Consider the following 17,427-nt stretch of genomic DNA (forward strand, 5'->3'; position numbering starts at 1 on the left):
GTTATGAGCAAGGAAGACATCGTCATCGTCGCCGCCGCGCGCACCGCCATCGGCAAGTTCGGCGGCACGCTCGCCAAGACGCCCGCCAGCGAACTGGGTGCTGCCGTCATCCAGGACCTGCTGCGCCGCACGGGCCTGGCGGGCGACCAGATCAATGAGGTCATCCTCGGTCAGGTGCTGACCGCGGGCGTGGGCCAGAACCCTGCGCGCCAGGCGGTCATCAAGAGCGGCCTGCCGAATGCCGTGCCGGCCATGACCATCAACAAAGTCTGCGGCTCGGGCCTGAAGGCCGTGATGCTGGCGGCCCAGGCCATCCGCGACGGCGACAGCGACATCGTCATCGCCGGCGGTCAGGAGAGCATGAGCCTGTCCCCGCACGTGCTGCCCAACTCGCGCGACGGCCAGCGCATGGGCGACTGGAAGATGGTCGACACGATGATCACCGACGGCCTGTGGGACGTGTACAACCAGTACCACATGGGCATCACCGCCGAGAACATCGCGAAGAAGTACGGCATCACCCGCGAGCAGCAGGACGCGCTGGCGCTGGGCTCGCAGCAGAAGGCCGCCGCGGCGCAGGAGGCCGGCCGCTTCAAGGACGAGATCGTGCCGTTCACGATTCCGCAGAAGAAGGGCGACCCCATCGTCTTCGCGGCCGACGAGTTCATCAACCGCAAGTCCACCGCCGAAGCGCTGGCCGGCCTGCGCCCCGCCTTCGACAAGGCCGGCAGCGTGACGGCAGGCAATGCCTCGGGCCTGAACGACGGCGCCGCCGGCGTGGTGGTGATGACCGCCGCCAAGGCCTCAGCGCTGGGCTTGACGCCGCTGGCGCGCATCGCGTCCTATGCGTCGGCCGGCCTGGACCCGGCCTACATGGGCATGGGCCCGGTGCCCGCCGCCAAGCGCGCGCTGGAGCGTGCCGGCTGGAAGGCTGCGGACCTGGACCTGCTGGAGATCAACGAAGCCTTCGCGGCCCAGGCCTGTGCCGTGCACAACGAGATGGGCTGGGACACGAGCAAGGTCAACGTCAACGGCGGCGCCATCGCGCTGGGCCACCCCATCGGCGCCAGCGGCTGCCGCGTGCTGGTCACGCTGCTGCACGAGATGGTCAAGCGTGACGCGAAGAAGGGCATCGCATCGCTGTGCATCGGCGGCGGCATGGGCGTTGCGCTCACGGTCGAACGCTGAACAACAACTTTCCCCACTCCAACCACAAGGAGACATCAATGAGCCAGAAGATTGCCTACGTGACCGGCGGCATGGGCGGTATCGGCACCGCGATCTGCCAGCGCCTGGCCAAGGCCGGCTTCAAGGTCATCGCCGGTTGCGGCCCCAGCCGCGACTACCAGAAGTGGCTGGACGAGCAGAAGGCGCTGGGCTTCACGTTCTACGCGTCGGTCGGCAACGTGGCCGACTGGGACTCGACGGTCGAGGCCTTCCAGAAGGCCATCTCCGAGCACGGCGCCATCGATGTGCTGGTCAACAACGCCGGCATCACCAAGGACCGCATGTTCCTGAAGATGACGCCCGACGACTGGAAGGCCGTCATCGACACCAACCTGAACTCCATGTTCAACGTGACCAAGCAGGTCGTGCCGGGCATGGTGGAGAAGGGATGGGGCCGCATCATCCAGATCTCGTCGGTCAACGGCGAGAAGGGCCAGGCCGGCCAGACCAACTACTCCGCCGCCAAGGCCGGCATGCACGGCTTCACGATGGCGCTGGCGCAGGAGCTGGCGGCCAAGGGCGTGACGGTCAACACCGTGAGCCCCGGCTACATCGGCACCGACATGGTCAAGGCCATCAAGCCCGAGATCCTGGAGAAGATCGTCGCGACCATTCCGGTCAAGCGCCTGGGCACGCCCGAGGAGATCGGTTCCATCGTGTCCTGGCTGGCCGGCGACGACAGCGGCTTCACGACCGGCGCGGACTTCTCCTGCAACGGCGGTCTGCACATGGGTTGAATCCTCCGGGACAACGCCATTCGAGCCGGTCCCGCGCACGGCGAGGGGCCGGCTTTCTCATGCACGGGACAACGCCTTCCGGGTGAATTCGCGGGCGCTGGCCCCTGCAAACCTGCGGTGCCGGCGGTGCTCGCGTCTGGCACCGGCGACAGCAGGCGGATTCACTATGATCCGGCCCGTTTTTCAGCCAGGATTTTCAGGAGAGCAGCATGGCGATGGACGTAGTCGATTACGAGATCAAGGGTGCCGAGATGCAGTTCGTCGAGGTCGAACTGGACCCCGGCGAAGCGGCCATCGGTGAAGCGGGCTCCATGATGTTCATGGATGCCGGCATCAACATGGACACGGTGTTCGGCGACGGCTCGGCCAGCCAGGGTGGCGGCTTCTTCGGCAAGCTGCTGGGCGCCGGCAAGCGGCTCATCACCGGCGAATCGCTGTTCACGACGGTCTACACGAACAACGGCGGCGGCAAGCAGCGCGTGGCCTTTGCCGCGCCTTACCCCGGCAAGATCCTGCCCATGGACCTGCGCCAGCTGGGCGGCACGCTGATCTGCCAGAAGGACGCCTTCCTGTGCGCGGCGCGCGGCGTGTCGTTGGGCATCGCGCTGCAGCAGAAGCTGTCCACAGGCTTCTTCGGCGGCGAGGGCTTCATCATGCAGAAGCTGGAAGGCGACGGCCTGGCCTTCGTGCATGCCGGCGGCACGGTCGTGCGCCGCACGCTGCAGCCCGGGCAGACGCTGCTGGTGGACACCGGCTGCGTGGTGGCCTACACGCCCAACGTGAACTTCGAGATCCAGTACGTTGGCAAGATCAAGACGGCGCTGTTCGGCGGCGAGGGCCTGTTCCTGGCCAAGATGACCGGCCCCGGCGAGGTCTGGCTGCAGAGCCTGCCGTTCTCGCGCCTGGCCTCGCGCATCTTCGCGGCGGCGCCGCAGACCGGTGGCGGCGGCCGTGAGGAAGGTTCCGTGCTGGGCGGCTTTGCCGGCGCAGGCATCCTGGGCGGCATCCTGGGCGGGGATGACGAGTAGGACTCAACGCTGGGCTTGATCTGGGACAGGGGCCCGTCAGGCCCCCACGGATAAACTCGACGACAGGGCGGCAGCGTGCCGCCCTTTCCATTGGAGAGCTGGATGTTGCGCAGTTGGGCGGTCGCCTTGGGATTGATGATGGCTCTGGCAGCCCAGGCCCAGCAGGTACGTCCGCCGGTCTTCGTGCTGAATTCGCTGAGCGCCGACATCGCCGTCGTCGATCCGGCCAGCTTCACGGTCGTCAAGCGCATCCCGACTGGCAAGGAGCCGCACCACCTCTACCTGTCGCCCGACGAGAAGTCGCTGATCGTCGCCAACGCGCTGGGCGATTCGCTGACCTTCGTGGACCCGCGCACGGCCGAGGTCCAGCGTGTGCTGCGCAACATTCCCGACCCCTACCACCTGCGCTTCTCGCCGGACATGAAGTGGTTCATCACGGCCGCCAACCGGCTGGACCATGTGGACCTGTACCGCTGGCAGGGCAGTGCCGCGCTTGAGCCGCTGCAACTGGTCCAGCGCATCCGCGCACCCAAGACGCCCAGCCACCTGAACATCGACACCAAGAGCACCACGGTCTACGTCAGCCTGCAGGACAGCGACGAGATCCTGGCCATCGACCTCGCGACGCAGGCCATCAAGTGGAAGCAGGCCGTCGGCAAGATGCCGGCCGATCTGTACCTGACGCCGGACGACAAGCACCTGATGGTGGGCCTGACGGGCGACAAGTTCGTCGAGGTCTGGGATGTCAGCGGCCCGGCGCCCAAGCTGGCGCGCCGCATCCAGACGGGCGACGGCGCGCATTCCTTCCGTGCCTGGGGCGACAAGCGCCATGTGCTGGTGTCCAACCGCGCGGCCAACACCATCAGCAAGATCGACATCGGCAGCTTCACGGTGGTGGACCAATACCCCGCGCCGGCCGGTCCCGACGACATGGAGCTGCTGACCGATGGCAAGACGCTGCTGGTCACGTCGCGCTGGGCCGGCAAGGTCACGCAGATCGACACGAGCACACGCAAGGTCGTGCGCCAGGTCCGCGTGGGCAAGTCGCCGCACGGCATCTGGACGCTGGACCATCAGCCCCGGCTATGAAGGCCTTGCTTCTCGCGCTGGCGGCCACCACGGCCGCGGCGCAGCCGGCTTGCGACAAGCCGGTCTATCTGACCTTCGACACCGGCCACATGGGCGTCGCGCCGCTGGTGGCGCAGACGCTGAAGAAGCACAACGCCAAGGTCACGTTCTTCCTGGCCAGCGAACCCACGCAGACCGGCGGCACGACGCTGGACGAGACCTGGGCGCCCTGGTGGCGCGAGCGGGCGGCCGAAGGGCATGACTTCGGCTCCCACACCTGGGACCACGACATCTGGATGGCCGACCTGCCGGACGCAGATGGCAAGGTGGGCCGCTTCAAGGTGCGCACCCAGGCCGGCGTGCAGAAACCCGTCGTGCGCGAGCTGAGCGCCGAGCAGTACTGCGCCAGCCTGAAGCAGGTCGGCGAGCGCTTCCAGGCCATGACCGGCAAGCCGCTGGGGCCCATCTTCCGCGCGCCGGCCGGGCGCGCGTCGCCCGCGCTGCTGAGCGCGGCCAAGGCCTGCGGCTTCACGCATGTGGGCTGGAGCCGCGCGGGCTTCCTCGGTGACGAGCTGCCCAGCCAGGCGCACCCGAATGCGCAATTGCTGGAGAAGGCGCTGCGCGACATCAAGCCGGGCGACATCCTGCTGGCCCATCTGGGCATCTGGGAGCGGCAAGACCCGTGGGCGCCCGCGGTGCTGGATCCGCTGTTGAGCGGCCTCACGCAACGCGGACTATGCTTTGCGCCGCTGCGCGATCATCCGCGCTACGGTCCCCTGTTCAAGAAGCCGTGATCGACTGGATCTCCAACACCTTCGACAGCTTGCAGCTGCTTCTGTACGAGAACGTCGTGCAGCCGGTGGTGTTCGGCCTGGGCCTGGGCAACCTGCTGGAAGACGCCTTCGACGCCACCGGCTGGCTGCTGCTGGGCCTGATGCAGATCGTCATCATGCTGGTCGGCATCCGCGTGCTGGAACGCCGCTGGCCCGTGGAGCCCGTGACCGACCACGCCGCCATCCGCGTGGACGTGTTCTACACGCTGATCCACCGGCTGGGCTTGGTGCACTTGCTGATGTTTTTCAGCATCGAGCCGGTCTGGGACGGCATTGCCGCCGAGCTGCGGCTGGCCGGCATGCCCAGCTGGCAGCTGGATGGCCTCTGGCCCGGCGTGATCGACATCGCGTGGGTCAGCCTGTTGCTGTACCTCGTCGTGTTCGACTTCGCCGGCTACTGGTTGCACCGCTGGCAGCACGGCTGGAACTGGTGGTGGGCGCTGCACAGCCTGCACCACAGCCAGCGCCAGATGACGATGTGGAGCGACAACCGCAATCACCTGCTGGACGACGTCATCGTGGCCACCGCGATGGCGCTGCTGGCGCGGGTCATCGGCGTGGAGCCGGGGCAGTTCGTTGCCATCACCGTCATCACACAGCTGCACGAGAGCCTGCAGCACGCCAATGCGCGCATCACCTTCGGCCGCATCGGCGAGCGGCTGCTGGTGAGCCCGCGCTTCCACCGCTTGCATCACAGCATCGGCATCGGGCACGAGAGCGGAGGCCGCGGCACGCTGGGCGGCCACAACTTCGGGGTGCTGCTGCCGGTGTGGGACCTGCTGTTCCGCACGGCCAACTTCGAGAACCGCTACGACGCCACCGGCGTGCGCGACCAGTTGCCGGAAGAGGGCGGGCGCGACTACGGCGAGGGCTTCTGGCGCCAGCAGTGGCTGGGGTTGAAACGCCTGGCCGGCACGCTGCGCCGCGCGCCGTCGCCACCCCCGCTGGGCAACGCCAACAGGTCCTAGATGCAATCACTGGTCGATTCGTTCTGGCGCGCCGCCGCCTACTGCCTGCACCCGCGCGTCATCGGCCTGTCGCTGCTGCCGCTGCTCATCAGCGGCGTGCTGGTGTTCGGCTTCATGTACTTCTTCTGGGAAGGCGCCATCGCCCAGGTGCGTGCGACGCTGGAGAGCTGGCTGCTGGTGGAGAGCCTGCTGCGCTGGCTGGACTCCTTCGGCCTGCAGTCCTTCCGCAGCGTGCTGGCCAACATCGTCGTGCTCGCGGGCGTAGTGCCGGTGGTCATCCTGCTGAGCCTGCTGCTGGTGGCCTTGTGCATGACGCCGGCCATCGTGCGTCTCGTGGCCGAGCGGCGCTTCCCGCTGCTGGAGAAGAAGCGCGGCGCCACGCTGGCGCAGAGCGTCGCCGCGTCGCTGGGTGCCACGCTGCTGGCGCTGGTGCTCATAGTGCTGAGCATGCCGCTGTGGCTGATCCCGCCGCTGGTCATGGTGCTGCCGCCGCTGATCTGGGGCTGGCTGACCTACCGCGTGTTCGGCTTCGACGTGCTGGCCGACCATGCCTCGGCCGACGAGCGCCGCGCGCTGCTGAAGGCGCATCGCGCCCCCATGCTGGTCATGGGCGTGGTGTGCGGCTACCTGGGCGCGGTGCCGTCGCTGATCTGGGCCATCTCGGGCGTGGCGGCCATCATCTTTGCGCCCTTCGTCGTGCTGCTGGCCATCTGGCTGTACACGCTGGTGTTCGCGTTCTCCACCGCCTGGTTCACGCACTACGCGCTGACGGCGTTGCAGGCCTTGCGCGCGGCGGAGCCGGTGGCCGAATCGGCCGTGTTGATCGAAAGCTGAAACGATGCAAGTGGGTCTGATCATCGTGGGCGACGAGATCCTGTCCGGCAAGCGCCGCGACTCGCATCTCGCCAAGTTCATCGAACTGCTGGCCGAGCGCGGCATGCAGCTCGCGTGGGCCCAGTACCTGGGCGACGACCGCGAGCTGCTGACAGAGAAGTTGCGGGAGGCCTTCGCCAGCGGTGACCTCATCGTCAGCTGTGGCGGTATCGGCGCGACGCCCGATGACCACACGCGCCAGTCCGCCGCCGCGGCGCTGGGCCGGCCGCTCGCCTTGCACCCCGAGGCGCGCGAGCTGATCTGGCAGCGCGTGCAGCAGACCGCTGCCGAGCAGGGCCTCACGGCCGACGCCGACCACCCGGACACGCACCGCCGCTTCGAGATGGGCGTCTTCCCGGAGGGCGCGGGCCTCGTCCCCAACCCGTACAACAAGATTCCCGGTTTCTACGTCGGCAACGTGCACTTCGTGCCCGGCTTCCCGGTCATGGCCCATCCCATGATGGGCTGGGTGCTGGATCGCTACCCGCAACTGCACCGCAGCCCGGGCGTCATCGAGCGCTCGCTGATCGTGCAGGGGGCCATGGAAGCCAGCCTGACGCCGCTGATGGAGGCCGTCGAGGCCGACTTCGCCGGCGTCAAGGTGTTCAGCCTGCCCAGTGTGGATCATCCACAATGGGGGCGCTGCATCGAGCTGGGCGTCAAGGGCGACGCCGACCGGCTTGAGGCAGCCTACGATGCCCTGAAGCGGGGCGTTGTCCAATTTGGTGCAACCATAAGCACCGAAATGGTGCGATAGGTGTTTCGCTGCAAACAGCGTCCCCACATAATGCCCAGCGCCGGCCGGACACAACCCATGTCGGTGCACGTTGGCATGCAAACTGCTTAGATTTCCCCCGTGGCTGCGAGCGCGTGTGTGCTCGCGGCGGCAAACCACCCTCGAATCCGCTAGGAGCAATTGATGGCCAAGACCGTCGCCGATGTGATGAACCTGGTGAAGGAGAACGAAGTCAAGTTCGTCGACTTCCGCTTCACCGATACCCGTGGCAAGGAGCAGCACGTCTCCGTGCCCGTGTCCCACTTTGATGAAGACAAGTTCACGTCGGGTCACGCCTTCGACGGTTCCTCCATCGCTGGCTGGAAGGGCATTGAGGCTTCGGACATGCTGCTCATGCCCGATCCCAACACGGCCAACATCGACCCCTTCTTCGAAGAGCCGACGCTGATCCTGTCCTGCGACGTCATCGACCCGACCGACGGCAAGGCCTATGAGCGCGATCCCCGCTCGCTGGCCAAGCGCGCCGAGGCCTACCTGAAGTCGTCCGGCCTGGGCGACACGGCTTATTTCGGTCCGGAACCCGAGTTCTTCGTGTTCGACAGCGTGCGCTGGGGCAACGAGATGTCCGGTTCGTTCTTCAAGATCGAATCCGAAGAAGGCGCCTGGAACTCGTCCAAGGAATACGAGCACGGCAACAGCGGCTACCGTCCCACCGTCAAGGGCGGCTACTTCCCCGTGCCCCCGGTCGACAGCGGCCAGGACATGCGCTCTGAGATGTGCCTGATCCTCGAACAGATGGGCATCCCCGTCGAAGTTCACCACCACGAAGTGGCGAACGCCGGCCAGATGGAAATCGGCACCAAGTTCAGCTCGCTGGTCCAGCGCGCCGACTGGCTGCAGCTGCAGAAGTACATCATCGCCAACGTCGCTCACGCCTACGGCAAGACCGCGACCTTCATGCCCAAGCCCCTGGTGGGCGACAACGGCTCTGGCATGCACGTTCACCAGTCCGTCTGGAAGGACGGCAAGAACCTGTTCGCTGGCGACGGCTATGCCGGCCTGAGCGAGTTCGCGCTGTACTACATCGGCGGCATCATCAAGCACGCCCGCGCGCTGAATGCCATCACCAACCCCGGTACGAACTCGTACAAGCGTCTGGTGCCCGGCTTCGAAGCCCCGGTCAAGCTGGCCTACTCGGCCAAGAACCGCTCGGCCTCGATCCGCATCCCGTACGTCGGCAACCCCAAGGGCCGCCGCATCGAAGCGCGCTTCCCGGACCCCTCCGCCAACCCGTACCTGGCCTTCTCGGCCCTGCTGATGGCTGGTCTGGACGGCGTGGAAAACAAGATCCATCCGGGCGAAGCCGCCACGAAGGACCTGTACCACCTGCCGCCGGAAGAAGACGCGAAGATCCCGACCGTCTGCCACAGCCTGGACCAGGCCCTGGACTACCTGGACAAGGACCGCGCGTTCCTGACCAAGGGTGGCGTGTTCACCGACAGCTACATCGATGCCTACATCGAGCTGAAGATGCAGGAAGTGACCCGCTTCCGCATGGCGACCCACCCGGTCGAGTTCGACATGTACTACGCGCTGTGATGAACATGGGCAGCCTCAACGCTGCCTTTGCTTGTCCCCAGAAAGGGGGCCGCGGTCGCGGCCCCTTTTTCATTGATCGGGCTGAGCCACAATCCCGCCATGCTGAACCGACTGCTGGCACTTCTGTTCGCCACCGCAAGCCTGGGTGCGCAGGCACAGGGCACGGTCTACCGCTGCCCGGGGCCGCCGGTGCTGTACACCGATGCGCTGTCCGCCAAGGAAGCGAACGAGAAGGGGTGCCGCACGATAGAAGGCACGCCCATCACCGTTGTGCAGGCACCGCGGCCGCGCGCCGCCGGGTCGGCGCCCGCTGCCGCACCGGGAGCGCGAAGTGGTGACAACCGCGTCGATGCCGGCCAGCAGCGCGTGCGCGACGACGAGCGCCGCCGCGTGCTGCAGACCGAACTACGCCAGGCCGAGGAACGCCTCGCAGGTGCGCAGAGGGAATTCAACAACGGCCAGGGCGAGCGCCGCGGTGACGAGCGCAACTACCAGAAGTATCTGGATCGCATGGCCGAACTCAAGGACAGCATCGCGCGCCACGAGGCCGACGTGCAGGCCCTCAAGCGCGAGATCGCCAAACTCCCCTGAGGCGCATGGCGCCTCGGTGCGCCATGACTGATACATCCCTGCTCCCGGCCGAGTTCGCCGGCCTCGATCTGCTCGCGACCATGGTGGTCGTCGTCAGCGCCGAAGGCGAGTGCCTGTTCGCCAACACCGCCTTCGAGAACACGATGCGGCTGTCGCGCCGCGCGGTGCAGAAGGCCCAGTTGCCCGACTGGTTCGACGACCCGCAACGCCTGACCGAGACGCTGGCCGGCGTGGCCGCCAACCAGTACTCCAGCAGCCGTTTCGACGCCCAGCTGCGTCGCGGCGCCTGGGCACACGAGGATGGCCTGCCGGTGCATGTCATCGTGTCGCAGATGGATGCCGGTGACGACGGCGAGCCGCGCGTGCTGGTGGAGTTGATCGAGATCGCGCAGCAGGCGCGGCAGGACCGCGACGAGCGCACGCTGGACCAGGTGCAGGCCACCAAGGAGCTGACGCGCAACCTGGCCCACGAGATCAAGAACCCGCTGGGCGGCATCCGTGGCGCGGCGCAACTGCTGGCCATGGAGCTGCAGGACGACAACCCCGAGCTGAACGAATACACCCAGGTCATCGTGCACGAGGTGGACCGGCTGCAAAGCCTGGTCGACCGGCTGCTGGCGCCGCACCGCCGCGCGCAGGTGGTGGGCGACGTCAACATCCATGAGATCTGCGAGCGCGTGCGCTCGCTGGTGCTGATCGAGCATCCGCGAGGGCTGAGCATCCAGCGCGACTACGACACCTCGCTGCCCGACTTCCGCGGCGACCGCGAGCAGCTGATCCAGATGGTGTTGAACATCGTGCAGAACGCGGCCCAGGTGCTCAATGCGCGCATCGCGGTCGGCGACGCGCAGATCGCGCTGCGCACGCGCGTGGCCCGGCAGGTCACCATCGGCAAGCAGCGCTGGCGCTTGGCACTGGAATTGCATGTCGAGGACAACGGCCCCGGCGTCCCCGCCGAGATCCGGGATCGCATCTTCTTTCCGCTGGTATCGGGACGGGAGGGCGGTTCCGGCCTCGGACTCACGCTTGCGCAGACGATCGCCCAGCAGCATCAAGGGATGATCGATTGCGAGAGCGAGCCAGGCCTGACAAATTTCAGAATCACGCTGCCGCTCCCCTGACCCACAAGGTGATGGGCGCGGCTGAGGAAACGCATGAAATCCATCTGGGTTGTTGACGACGACCACTCGATCCGCTTCGTGCTCGAGAAGGCCCTGGCCCGCGACGGGCTGCCCGTGCGCAGCTTCAGCAATGCGCGCGACATGCTCGCGGCGCTCGACGACGACACCCCGCAGGTGCTGGTCTCCGACATCCGCATGCCGGGTGGCTCGGGGCTGGAACTGCTGGCCAAGGTCAAGGCCAGGCTGCCCGCACTGCCGGTCATCATCATGACGGCCTACTCCGACCTGGACAGCGCCGTGTCGGCCTTCCAGGGCGGCGCCTTCGAATACCTGCCCAAGCCCTTCGACCTGCCGCGCGCCGTGGAGCTGATCCGCCGCGCGCAGGAGGAAAGCCAGCGCGAGGCCGGCGAGCAGGAGGCCGCCGCGCAGGTGCCCGAAATGCTGGGCCAGGCGCCGGCGATGCAAGACGTGTTCCGCGCGATTGGCCGGTTATCCCAAAGCAACGTCACGGTGATGATCACCGGCGAGAGCGGCTCGGGCAAGGAGCTGGTGGCGCGCGCGCTGCACAAGCACAGCCCGCGTGGCGAAGGCCCGTTCGTGGCCATCAACACGGCGGCCATTCCGAAGGACCTGCTGGAGAGCGAGCTGTTCGGCCACGAGCGCGGCGCCTTCACCGGTGCGCAGGCGTCGCGTCGCGGCCGCTTCGAGCAGGCCGATGGCGGCACGTTGTTCCTGGACGAAATCGGCGACATGCCCTTCGAGCTGCAGACGCGGCTGCTGCGCGTGCTGTCCGACGGCCAGTTCTACCGCGTGGGCGGCCACAGCCCGATGCGCAGCAACGTACGCGTCATCGCCGCCACCCACCAGAACCTGGAAGAGCGCGTGCGCCAGGGCGTGTTCCGCGAGGACTTGTTCCACCGCCTCAACGTCATCCGCCTGCGCCTGCCGCCGCTGCGCGAGCGCAAGGAAGACGTGCCCGCGCTGGCCCGCCACTTCCTGCAGCGCAGCGCGACGGAACTGGGCGTGGAGCCCAAGCGCCTGAGCGATGCGGCGCTGGCCGTGCTGACCAACTTCGAGTTCCCCGGCAACGTGCGGCAGCTGGAGAACATCTGCCACTGGCTCAGCGTCATGGCGCCCAGCCAGGTCGTCGAACCCAAGGACCTGCCCGACGAACTGCAGCCCGGCTACGTGGCTGCGCCATCGGTCATGGCCGCGAACCCGCAAGCCTCGACGGCCAGCGTTGCCGCGGCCGCACCGCTGCCGGCGGCCGCGCCCGCCAGCACCAGCAGCGGCGAGGGCTGGCTGGCCGACATGGCCGCCGACGCCCGCGCCCGCCTGGCCGCCGGCGAGACCGATGTGTGGGACGCGTTGACCAAGCGCTTCGAGGCCCAACTCATCCTGACCGCGCTGGACATCACGCGCGGCCGTCGCATCGAGGCCGCGCAGAAGCTGGGCATAGGCCGCAACACCATCACGCGCAAGATCCAGGAGCTGGGCCTGGACGTCTGATCCGCCGCGGCAAAGCAAAACGGCCGGCGTTCAACACGCCGGCCGTTTTTGTTTGTCTCTCTCCAGCGCTTCTTCAGTTCAGTGCGACGAACACGCGACCGTCCTGCACCTGCACGGCATGGGCGCGCACCGATTGCTCGGGCGCCTCCAGGCATTCGCCGGTGCTGAGGTCGAAATGGTTCTTGTAGAGGGGCGACGCGACGACCGTGCGCTCGCCGAGGTTGCCGATCAGGCCGCGCGACAGCACGCTGGCGCCGGAGCGCGGGTCGATGTTGTCGATGGCGTGGAACTTGTCGCTGCCGACGCGGAACACGGCCACGTGGCGGCCGTCCACCAGCGCCGCGACGCCGGTGTTGGGCAGGATCTGGTCGACGCTGCAGATGGGGGTGAAGGTCTGGCTCATGCGTTACTCCTTGAATGGGCTCAGGCGGGTTGCTCTTCACGTTCCTCGGCGCGGGCCGGCCGGATCTGGCCACGCTCCTCGACGAAGACGATCTGCTCGTCGGCCTTGTCGCTGTTGACGAAGCTGCGGAAGCGCTGTCGCACTTCCGGCGTCGTGACGGCGGTCTTCCACTCGCATTGGTAGGTGTCGACCACCGCCTGCATCTGGGCCTCCAGCTCGGCGCCCAGGCCCAGCGTGTCGTTGATGACGACATCGCGCAGGTAGTCCAGGCCGCCCTCCATGTTGTCGCGCCAGGTGCTGGTGCGCTGCAGGCGGTCTGCCGTGCGCACGTAGAACATCAGGAAGCGGTCGATGTACTTGATCAGGTCGGTCTTGGACAGGTCGCTGGCGATCAGCTCGGCGTGGCGCGGCTTCATGCCGCCGTTGCCGCAGACGTAGAGGTTCCAGCCCTTGTCGGTGGCGATGACGCCCACGTCCTTGCCCTGCGCCTCGGCGCATTCGCGCGTGCAACCCGAGACACCGAACTTGATCTTGTGCGGCGCGCGCAGGCCCTTGTAGCGGTTCTCGATCTCGACGGCCAGGCCTACGGAATCGTCCACGCCGTAGCGGCACCAGGTGCTGCCCACGCAGCTCTTCACCGTGCGCAGCGACTTGCCGTAGGCATGGCCCGATTCAAAGCCGGCAGCGATCAGCTCCTCCCAGATGAAGGGCAGTTGCTCGACGCGGGCGCCGAACATGTCGACGCGCGCGCCGCCGGTGATCTTGGTGTACAGGCCGTACTTCTTGGCCACCTGGCCCACGGCGATGAGACCGTCGGGCGTGACCTCGCCGCCCGGCATGCGCGGCACGACCGAGTAGCTGCCGTCCTTCTGGATGTTGCCGAGGAAATAGTCGTTGCTGTCCTGCAGCGCGGCGAGGTCAGGCTTCAGCACGAAGTCGTTCCAGCACGAGGCCAGGATGCTGGCGGCGGCGGGCTTGCAGATGTCGCAGCCAAGGCCGGTGCCGTGCTTGGCCAGCAGCTCGCTGAAGCTCTTGATGCCGCCCACGCGGATCAGGTGGTACAGCTCCTGGCGCGAGTGCGGGAAGTGCTCGCAGATGTGGTTGTTGACGGCCATGCCGCGCTTGGCCATCTCGAACTTCATGACCTGCGTGACCAGCGGCACGCAGCCGCCACAGGTGGCGCCGGCCTTGGTGCAGGCCTTGATGTCGCCCATCGTCGTGCAGCCCTCGCCGACGGCCGCGCAGATCTGGCCCTTGGTGACGTTGTTGCACGAGCACAGCTGGGCGCTGTCGGGCAGCGCGTCGGGGCCGATGCCGACGGCGGCCTTGCCGTCGCTGCTGGGGAGGATCAGGAACTCGGGGTCGGCCGGCAGCTTGATGCCGTTCAGCGCCATCTGCAGCAGCGTGCCGTACTCCTCGGCGGCACCCACCAGCACGGCGCCCAGCAGGAACTGGCCGTCCTCGCTGACGACGATCTTCTTGTAGATCTGCTTGCGCTCGTCGACGAACTGGTAGCTGCGGCACTTGGGCGTCTTGCCATGCGCGTCGCCGATGCTGGCCACGTCCACGCCCATCAGCTTGAGCTTGGTGCTCATGTCGGCGCCGCCGAAGAGGGCCTCGGTGTCGCCGGTGATGTGGCGGGCGACGATGCGGGCCATGTCGTAGCCGGGCGCAACCAGGCCGAAGGTCTGTTCGCGCCATGACGCCACTTCGCCGATCGCGTAGATGTTGCGGTCGCTGGTCAGGCAGTGGTCGTCGATGACGACGCCGCCGCGCGGGCCTATGGCCAGCACGCTCTGGCGGCCGAGTTCGTCACGCGGGCGGATGCCGGCGGAGAACACCAGCATGTCGGTCTCCAGCCAGGTGCCGTCGGTGAACACCAGGCGGTGGCGGGCCGTCGCGCCGTCGACGATCTCGACGGTGTTGCGGTTGGTGTGCACCTGCACGCCCAGCGCTTCGATCTTCTCGCGCAGCACGCGGCCGCCGCCTTCGTCCACCTGCACTGCCATCAGGCGCGGGGCGAACTCGACGACATGCGTCTGCAGGCCCATGTCGCGCAGCGCCTTCGCGCACTCCAGGCCCAACAGGCCGCCGCCGATGACGACGCCGCTCTTGCAGACCTTGCCCGAGGCCTGCATGGCCTCCAGGTCTTCGATGGTGCGATAGACATGGCAGTGCGGGCGGTCACGGCCCGGCACCGAAGGCACGAAGGGGTAGGAGCCGGTGGCCAGCACCAGCTTGTCGTAGTGGACGACCTCGCCGTCGGCCAGCGTCACCGTGTTGTCGCGGCGCTCGATGGCCGTGGCCTTGGCGGCCAGGCGCAGTTGGAAGGCGGGGTACTTCTCGAAGAAGCCAGCGGGCACCAGCGACAGGTCCTCAGCCGTCTTGCCCGAGAAGAACTCGGACAGGTGCACGCGGTCATAGGCCGGCCGCGGCTCCTCGCACAGCACCGTCACCTGCACATCGGCAGCTGCGGGGCCCTCGGCGAGGGATTCGAGAAATTTCTGGCCCACCATTCCGTGGCCGATGAGGACGATATGCATGGCTTTCCTGTCAACAACAGCCGCCTCGGGCGTGGACAGCAAAGCCAGCACCTACGGCGGCACCCTTGCGGGCGCGGTTTCTAGAGACTGCCTGCGCAGCAGCGCCCTGAAGGGCTCTGGTCTGCGAGGCACTCGCCGCCGTTGGCGATGGTTTGAAGAGATCGGGAGCCCGCTCGCGCGCGGCGCCTCGCCATGTCTTTCGCAAGAGCTGTGCCTGCCCTTGGCTATGGCCTTTTCCCCGGTAGGGAGATGCCGCGCCGGATGCACGGCACTGGTGCGGTGCGACGCTCAGCCGCCGCGCACCTGAACGGGGCGAGTCGCCCGGCGCAAGTGCGGCAGCCTCAGCGTGCCGGACGCTCCAACCAGACTTCCAGGCCCTGGGCGTTCAGCTCGGCGTCCAGCGCCAGCCAGTCGGCGGCCTCGGCGCCGGCAGGATGGCCGTGCGCGCGCAGCCGCGCCAAGTAGCCGTCCAGCAGGCCGGCCTTCAGGCGCTCGTGGCGGTCGGGGGCGTCGCGCAGTGACAGGGCCAGCGCGACCATCTCGTCCACCTGGTCCAGCATCAGCGCCGCCAGCCGGCGCACTTCCTCCACCGAGCCGCCCACGCGGCCGTAGTGCGTCAGCTGCATGGCCAGGGGCTGTGCCTCCAGCAGCCGTGCCACGGTCGTCCTCAGCGCGTCGGGCTCGAACTGCACCGGCGTGCTGGTCGGCAGGATCCATGCGCGGCCGTCCACATCCAGTGCGCGGTACGACAGGCCGAAGGTGTCGCCCGTGAACCAGCTGCGGCTGCGCTCGTCCCAGATCGCGTGGTGGTGCCTGGCGTGGCCCGGCGTGTCGATGAGGCGCAGCGGCCGGCCGGCCAGCATCAGCACCTGCTCGTCATGGCTGGCCTCGGCGCGTCCGGCCGGCACCGGCACCAGCTTGCCGTAGCTGCGCTGCATCTCGGCCTCGCCATAGACGGCCAGCGCGCCCAGCCACAGCGCCTTCGGGTCCACCATGTGACGCAGGCCGCGCGGATGCACCAGCGCGCGCGCGCTCGGCAGCGCCTCCATCAGCAGGCCCACGCCGCCGGCGTGGTCCAGGTGCACGTGCGTGGGGATGACCCATTCCACCGCGTCGGGCGCCAGGCCCAGCGCGTTCAGCGCCGCCAGCAGCCGCGGCACCGCGTGGTTCGTGCCGGTGTCGATGAAGGCGGCGCGGCCGTCCTCCACCATCAGATAGGCCGCATCGAAGCGTGGGCGCTGGAAGCCCGTGTCGATGGCATAGATGCCATGGCCGAGGTCTTCGATGAAATCAAGCATGGGGTTCCTAGAATCGCGGGGCCTGTTAACCCCACGGCAACGGGTCGCGTTGCCACCAAAATGGCCGCGAGCAAGGCGCAAAGCGGAGCCGCGTTGGCCACCCGGCGAGCATTGCAACGACGCGCGCAGCCATTTTGGTGACAACCCTTCGGGAAGGCCCGTCGCAAGGGGCCACTCGGCGTTGCACCGCAAGCCCGCACACGAGTGCGGGCGGCGCGCTACGCCTTGATTGGCCCCTTGCGGCGGGCCTTCGCGACCCATTGCCGTGGGGCTAACAGACCCTAACGATAGCCCAAGGAGGCCGCGGTGGCGGTGCACGAAATTCTGAAGATGGGCGACCCGCGTCTGCTGCGCGTCGCCAAGCCGGTCACCGAGTTCGGCACACCGGCGCTGAAGGCGTTGATCGCGGACATGTTCGAGACCATGGCCGCCGCCAACGGTGCCGGCCTGGCGGCACCGCAGATCGGCGTCGACCTGCGACTGGTCATTTTCGGCTACACGAAGAACGTGCGGTACCCGGACGCGCCGCCCGTGCCGCCCACGGTGCTGATCAACCCGGTCATCGAGGTGCTGGACGGCGGCCGCACCGAGGGCTGGGAGGGCTGTCTGTCGGTGCCGGGCCTGCGCGGCGTCGTTGAACGCGACGAGCGCATCCGCTACACCGGCGTCGATGCCGACGGCAACGCCATTGACCGCATCGCCGACGGCTTCCACGCCCGCGTCGTGCAGCACGAGTGCGACCACCTGGACGGCATCCTCTACCCCATGCGCGTCACGGATTTCACGCGCTTCGGTTTCACGTCCGTGCTGTTCCCGGAACTGGACCCGATGGCCGACGACGATTGAAACGTTTGTAAGCGTCGTGCACCGCGGGTTCGCCGCATGCGTTACGT

The 17,427-nt window shown here is 67.6% G+C and carries 16 protein-coding genes; 13 read left to right on the forward strand and 3 right to left on the reverse strand.

The features are described from left to right. Positions 1 to 3: 3 nt before the first annotated feature. The 12 genes from J2X21_RS02480 to ntrC all read left to right on the forward strand — a co-directional run bounded on the left by J2X21_RS02480 (position 4) and on the right by ntrC (position 12,290). On the forward strand, positions 4 to 1,188 hold the full coding sequence (locus J2X21_RS02480) for an acetyl-CoA C-acetyltransferase (RefSeq protein ID WP_310324446.1): 1,185 nt from the start codon (positions 4 to 6) through the stop codon (positions 1,186 to 1,188). A 38-nt stretch (positions 1,189 to 1,226) separates the two neighbouring features. Further along, the gene (gene phbB / locus J2X21_RS02485) at positions 1,227 to 1,964 is read left to right on the forward strand and encodes an acetoacetyl-CoA reductase (RefSeq protein ID WP_310324448.1); all 738 of its coding nucleotides are present in this window, start codon (positions 1,227 to 1,229) and stop codon (positions 1,962 to 1,964) included. A 209-nt stretch (positions 1,965 to 2,173) separates the two neighbouring features. After that, positions 2,174 to 2,992 carry a TIGR00266 family protein gene (locus J2X21_RS02490; RefSeq protein ID WP_310324450.1) on the forward strand — a complete coding sequence of 273 codons (819 nt, stop codon included), beginning with the start codon at positions 2,174 to 2,176 and terminating at the stop codon, positions 2,990 to 2,992. Positions 2,993 to 3,130: 138 nt separating this feature from the next. Beyond that, entirely contained in the window at positions 3,131 to 4,081 is a 951-nt protein-coding gene (locus tag J2X21_RS02495) for a YncE family protein (protein WP_310324451.1), read from the forward strand. After that, positions 4,078 to 4,854 (forward strand): polysaccharide deacetylase family protein, encoded by a 777-nt coding sequence (locus tag J2X21_RS02500; protein ID WP_310324452.1) that lies wholly within the window; start codon positions 4,078 to 4,080, stop codon positions 4,852 to 4,854. Before J2X21_RS02495 ends, J2X21_RS02500 begins: the two co-directional genes overlap by 4 nt. Continuing rightward, positions 4,854 to 5,861: a sterol desaturase family protein gene (locus J2X21_RS02505; protein ID WP_310325437.1), complete on the forward strand. Its 1,008-nt coding sequence runs from the start codon at positions 4,854 to 4,856 to the stop codon at positions 5,859 to 5,861. Before J2X21_RS02500 ends, J2X21_RS02505 begins: the two co-directional genes overlap by 1 nt. Next, a complete protein-coding gene (locus J2X21_RS02510) occupies positions 5,862 to 6,695 on the forward strand; it encodes an EI24 domain-containing protein (RefSeq protein WP_310324453.1) in 834 nt (277 codons plus the stop codon). Positions 6,696 to 6,699: 4 nt separating this feature from the next. After that, positions 6,700 to 7,491, forward strand: a complete 792-nt coding sequence (locus J2X21_RS02515; protein WP_310324456.1) for a competence/damage-inducible protein A — start codon at positions 6,700 to 6,702, stop codon at positions 7,489 to 7,491. Between the two features lie 162 nt (positions 7,492 to 7,653). Beyond that, positions 7,654 to 9,069 (forward strand): type I glutamate--ammonia ligase, encoded by a 1,416-nt coding sequence (gene glnA, locus J2X21_RS02520; RefSeq protein ID WP_310324458.1) that lies wholly within the window; start codon positions 7,654 to 7,656, stop codon positions 9,067 to 9,069. A 99-nt stretch (positions 9,070 to 9,168) separates the two neighbouring features. Then, positions 9,169 to 9,660 (forward strand): hypothetical protein, encoded by a 492-nt coding sequence (locus tag J2X21_RS02525; protein WP_310324461.1) that lies wholly within the window; start codon positions 9,169 to 9,171, stop codon positions 9,658 to 9,660. Positions 9,661 to 9,683: 23 nt separating this feature from the next. Then, on the forward strand, positions 9,684 to 10,781 hold the full coding sequence (gene glnL, locus J2X21_RS02530; RefSeq protein ID WP_310324463.1) for a nitrogen regulation protein NR(II): 1,098 nt from the start codon (positions 9,684 to 9,686) through the stop codon (positions 10,779 to 10,781). A gap of 33 nt (positions 10,782 to 10,814) precedes the next feature. Beyond that, positions 10,815 to 12,290 (forward strand): nitrogen regulation protein NR(I), encoded by a 1,476-nt coding sequence (ntrC, locus tag J2X21_RS02535; protein ID WP_310324465.1) that lies wholly within the window; start codon positions 10,815 to 10,817, stop codon positions 12,288 to 12,290. Positions 12,291 to 12,363: 73 nt separating this feature from the next. Here ntrC and nirD read toward each other — a convergent pair whose 3' ends face one another. From nirD to J2X21_RS02550, 3 genes are all read right to left on the reverse strand, one after another. Continuing rightward, entirely contained in the window at positions 12,364 to 12,693 is a 330-nt protein-coding gene (gene nirD / locus J2X21_RS02540) for a nitrite reductase small subunit NirD (RefSeq protein ID WP_310324467.1), read from the reverse strand. A 20-nt stretch (positions 12,694 to 12,713) separates the two neighbouring features. Then, positions 12,714 to 15,236 (reverse strand): nitrite reductase large subunit NirB, encoded by a 2,523-nt coding sequence (gene nirB, locus J2X21_RS02545; RefSeq protein ID WP_310324468.1) that lies wholly within the window; start codon positions 15,234 to 15,236, stop codon positions 12,714 to 12,716. A 341-nt stretch (positions 15,237 to 15,577) separates the two neighbouring features. Next, entirely contained in the window at positions 15,578 to 16,534 is a 957-nt protein-coding gene (locus J2X21_RS02550; RefSeq protein ID WP_310324471.1) for an MBL fold metallo-hydrolase, read from the reverse strand. A gap of 306 nt (positions 16,535 to 16,840) precedes the next feature. Between J2X21_RS02550 and def the strand changes: the two genes are divergently transcribed. Continuing rightward, a complete protein-coding gene (gene def, locus J2X21_RS02555; RefSeq protein WP_310324474.1) occupies positions 16,841 to 17,380 on the forward strand; it encodes a peptide deformylase in 540 nt (179 codons plus the stop codon). Positions 17,381 to 17,427 lie beyond the last annotated feature (47 nt).

The sequence above is a fragment of the Roseateles asaccharophilus genome (assembly GCF_031458115.1).
Classification (GTDB): Bacteria; Pseudomonadota; Gammaproteobacteria; order Burkholderiales; family Burkholderiaceae_C; genus Pelomonas; species Pelomonas asaccharophilus_A.